Annotated in this window: 5 protein-coding genes; 1 reads left to right on the forward strand and 4 read right to left on the reverse strand. The window is 31.8% G+C overall.

Features of this window, described 5'->3' with window-relative positions; all coding sequences use genetic code 11:
- Positions 1-633: transposase (locus AMD28_RS04600; RefSeq protein ID WP_152975546.1), on the forward strand; the 633-nt coding region annotated here is incomplete at its 5' end.
- Positions 634-867: 234 nt separating this feature from the next.
- Here the strand turns inward: AMD28_RS04600 and AMD28_RS04605 are convergent.
- The 4 genes from AMD28_RS04605 to AMD28_RS04620 all read right to left on the reverse strand — a co-directional run bounded on the left by AMD28_RS04605 (position 868) and on the right by AMD28_RS04620 (position 4,245).
- The gene (locus AMD28_RS04605; RefSeq protein ID WP_055443001.1) at positions 868-1,194 is read right to left on the reverse strand and encodes a hypothetical protein; all 327 of its coding nucleotides are present in this window, start codon (positions 1,192-1,194) and stop codon (positions 868-870) included.
- A gap of 1,031 nt (positions 1,195-2,225) precedes the next feature.
- A complete protein-coding gene (locus AMD28_RS04610; protein WP_241492440.1) occupies positions 2,226-2,948 on the reverse strand; it encodes a hypothetical protein in 723 nt (240 codons plus the stop codon).
- A 74-nt stretch (positions 2,949-3,022) separates the two neighbouring features.
- A complete protein-coding gene (locus AMD28_RS04615) occupies positions 3,023-3,874 on the reverse strand; it encodes an IS3 family transposase (protein WP_083478199.1) in 852 nt (283 codons plus the stop codon).
- Positions 3,874-4,245, reverse strand: coding sequence for a transposase (locus tag AMD28_RS04620; protein ID WP_055442126.1), 372 nt, complete (start codon positions 4,243-4,245; stop codon positions 3,874-3,876). Before AMD28_RS04620 ends, AMD28_RS04615 begins: the two co-directional genes overlap by 1 nt.
- Between the last annotated feature and the right edge of the window lie 55 nt (positions 4,246-4,300).

The raw sequence follows: 4,300 nt of genomic DNA on the forward strand, positions 1-4,300 counted from the left end.
TACACAGCTTTAAATGAAGTTCAGAGTGAGTGCTTGCAACTCTTTAGATTGCTGGATAGTTACATAAAATACCGAACGGCATCGAAGAATAAACTTCATGGTGAAGAAACCTTAGGAATACCTTCCAAGTTTGTGTATCGTTCTTTAAAGCGAAACGTTAAGCATTTGCAAAAGGAGATTACCGCGATAGAAGAGCGTCTATTAGATTTAGTTAAACAAGAGCAGCAACATCAACTGACATTATTAAAAAGCATCCCAGGAATGGGTGTGAAAACAGCTTTGTTTTTAATAGTAGTAACTGATGGATTTAAAAAATTTGAAACGGCATCACAACTGTGTAGTTATGTCGGTATTACACCAACTATACGAAAATCAGGAAGCAGTGTTCGCGGACGAAGTAGAATAAGTAAAGTAGGGAATAAGAAACTAAGAAATCTGCTATTTTTATGTGCATTTTCGGCATGTAAGTACAATAAGGCTTGTAGAGAGATTTATGAACGATTGGTGGCCAAAGGAAAGAGTAAAAAACTTGCGTTAATAGCAGTTGCAAATAAGTTATTAAAGCAAGCATTTGCTATTGCTAAATCAGGATTGCCATATTGTGAAAATCACGTTTCAGTATTGCCTAAATAGTAAAGAATTACATAAAATATAAAAGGCGCAAAACAATAAAATTATTTTGAGCCAAAACTAATAATGTCTAAAATTAACGAAGAAAAGAGTTGTTTTTTACCTCAGTTCTTTGTTGTAGCACGTTTTTATTTCTAATCAACTAAATTCAATCCATAATTTGAACATTCAATTGTTTTGTCCGAATCTGTATTTTGGCAAGCTGGATATAAATCCGTTATCAACATAGTTTAAGTTTTATAACTTTCCAAACCTTAAAATTCCGACATAGTTGAATTCGATTGCTTTTGTTAGTTCTTTATTCCAGAGATAAAAATTCTTATTTCCAAGAATTGATTTAAACAATTTTTGAAATTGTTCTTCTTTAAATATACCAGAATTTGTTCTATCATAAACCAAGTATATATCTTCTCCGCTTAAATATTCGGAGATGCTTTTATTGACTATATTATAATCAATATCATTTCCAGTTCCGAAATGAATCCATTCTTCATTATTAGTCTTTTTCCAAAGAAGTTTAGACTTTAAAAAATCAGTTGCGCTATATATTAATCTCGGTTCCAATGTTTTTCTCAAATGTGCTACAACGGTCTTGTATAAAAAGAGTTGCGTTTTTGCGTGCGAGGATTTTCCGAAGGAAAATCAGAAGTAAGTAAAAACGCAACTTCCTTTGTTTAAACACTAATCTAGCAATTTTTTTTATGCGTTGTTAGCTTTTAGTGCTTTTTTGTTCGCTTTATATATCTATGTTTCATAAGTTCCGCAATCTTGCTTAAAATTCCGATTGAGTGATTCTCCGATTTTAGATCAGAGTTTGAGTAAATAATTCCGCAATTAGCTAAATTCCGATTGAGTGAGATTCAGTTATTTCAATTCCGTTTATAATTCCGCAAACAAGCTAAAAAATCCGCAAAGTATTTTATTCAGAAAATGAGTTAGAACTCAGTGAAATTTTAAAGATTCTGGAACGGTTTTTTCGATTCTTACTTTCTTAAAACTCAAAAAAAAACGGGAATTAAACTACGCTTTTTTTATTTCCGCAAACTTGCTCAAGCATTAAAGCTAACGGTTTTGTATAAAAAGAGTTGCGTTTTTGCGTGCGAGGAATTTCCGTAGGAAATTCAGATGTAGCAAAAGTGCAACGACTTTTAAAATTAGTTCTAAATATAGCAATTTTTTTTATGCGTTGTTGCTAACTGTTGCGAGACATTTGAGTAATCACGTTTTTTAATTCCGCTTAATGGATCAATTCCGAGTGAAGTCAGCAAATTGATTTTGTTTTTTTAATTCCGTTTGAGTGGCTTTTCCGAATCAGGCTAAATTCCGCAAGAGTAAATTCAGCAGCTGAGTAAATAATTCCGCAATATTTAATTCCGATTTTGAGTGATTTTTTCAGCGTAAAGTTTAGATGAATTCCGTTCGGTATTTTTTCCGAGTTATAGTTAGCAACGGTCTTGTATAAAAAGAGTTGCGGTTTTGTATGCGAGGATTTTCCGAAGGAAAATCAGATGTATCCAAAACAGCAACGACTTTCCGATTAAACACTAAATTAAGCAATTTTTTTTATACGTTGTTGTGGCACGTTTTTTTATTCATTAAGGTAATATTTTTGGTCCGATTATATTCATCCAAAGAATAAATCCTACTATTCCACCAATAAATCCGCTTAAAATAAAAGTCAGACGTATCTTTTTAGGTATTATTCTGAAAACTACATAAATAGTAATTACAATTCCAATAGTTGCTAAAATTAATGGAATTGTTCCTGACCATAAATTCAAACCTTGTGAAATGTGTAACTCATCTCCACTAAACCAAGTTCCGTTTGGCGAAATTAATTCTCCACCAATTGAAGTTACAAGATTAAATATTTCTCGTAGCCAGAATAATGAAAGGAAAATAGCAAGCCAATCTAAAACTTTCAATCCGTTTTTGTAAATTGATTTCCTACGCCATATTAAAATCAATAACCCAATAGTTCCTGTCAAAGTTGTTTGTAAAGGACCTCCAACTGTAACAAGTAAACCACTATTTGATTTTTTATTCCAATAGCGTTTCTGTAGAATATTATTGTATTCTTCTGTTTTTTCTTTAATATCTATTGGCCAAGAGTCATATTCAATATCCACATAATCTTTTGTTAAATATCTAACCGCTATTACATCTTTATCTTCTAAATATCCTTTTGGCAAATAATTCATACTTCCATAATGTAGTGTAGTTTCATAGCCAAAGGATTTAGCTACAATTATATGTCCATATTCGTGACTTATCGTTCCAATTACTGTGAACAGAATAAATCCGATTGTCAGAATCAAGAGTGATTTTATGTTAGTCGGTATGTTCATTCAAATGTCTTGTCCTGAAATACGGCTACAGGTTAAAATTGATTTTACGCTGATAATTTGTATACCATATTAGGTGTTTTATAGTCTAAAGATAAATGTAATCTTACTTCATTGTATAAATTAATTGCACTTTTTGCAGCTCTCTTTGCGTGTGCTACGTTTTCAAAGGTTTGATCGAGATAAAATTCGTCTTTTAGTATTCCGTTTACGCGTTCTGCCATCGCATTTTCGTAGCAATGATTTTCTTCAGTCATACTAATATCTATCTTTTTTCTTTTGAGTATTTGTGTGTATACATTGCTACAATACTGTATTCCTCTATCTGAATGATGTATTAGTCTATTAATGTTTTTAGCTTGGTAAATCGCTTTATTAAGTGCTCTCACGCATCCTTTAAGTTCTAAGCTATCACTTAGATCATAACCAACTATTTTCCTAGAGTACATATCTGTTATTAAAGCTAGGTAACAAAACCCTTTAACTGTTCTAATGTATGTGATATCCGATACCCAAACTTGGTTAGCTCTAGTTACTTCTAAGTCTTTTATGATGTTATTATATTTATAAAATCGATGATAAGAGTTAGTAGTTCTAGCGCTTGTTTTCTTTCTAAGTGTTAGCATATTATGCTTTCTAAGCACTTTAAATAGTGTATCTCGGCCTACTTTAATGTTAGCTTTAACAAACTCTTTGTCTAAAGATCTGGTAAGTTTACGAACACCTTCTCTAGGAAGGGATTTGCGTCTTTTTCTAACAATATTTATAATCTGTTGTTCTAGAATTAAACGTTTATCAGCTCTGTTTTTATGCTTATAATAAGCATTACGTTTAAGTCCAAAACAATGAGTTATAGTTGTCAGAGAAGCAAATCCCGTAGATTTCTTTTTAGCTTTAATTAAGGCTTTATACTTAGCTTTTTTTTTAGTTCATTAACCGATTTATAGCCAAGATCTTCAGCAGCAACTTCAAGATAACAATCCTGTACCATAGCATCGAGATCCTTTTTAAGTAGTAGTTTTTTTAGCAGTTCAACCTCTTTTTGAAGTGCCTTAATTCTAGATATTTCGTCTTTCGTTTCCACTTTTACTCTGGTGTTCATTAAGTCTTTACGATTGTACTTTTTAATCCACTCGTTAACAGTTGTAGGTGCGATAGAGTAGAGTTTACAAAGTTCGCTCTTTGTGTGTTTTCCGGTTGTAAGTTCGGCTAAAATTTTTAATTTAAAAGGTTCGCTGTAACGTCTAATTACTTTGTCATTTCTGTACATAATGTTTAAAATTATGTAGCCTTATTTTAGGACGGGTCATTATGTGTGCACAACG

This window comes from Lacinutrix himadriensis, from assembly GCF_001418105.1.
In the GTDB taxonomy this organism is placed as follows: domain Bacteria; phylum Bacteroidota; class Bacteroidia; order Flavobacteriales; family Flavobacteriaceae; genus Oceanihabitans; species Oceanihabitans himadriense.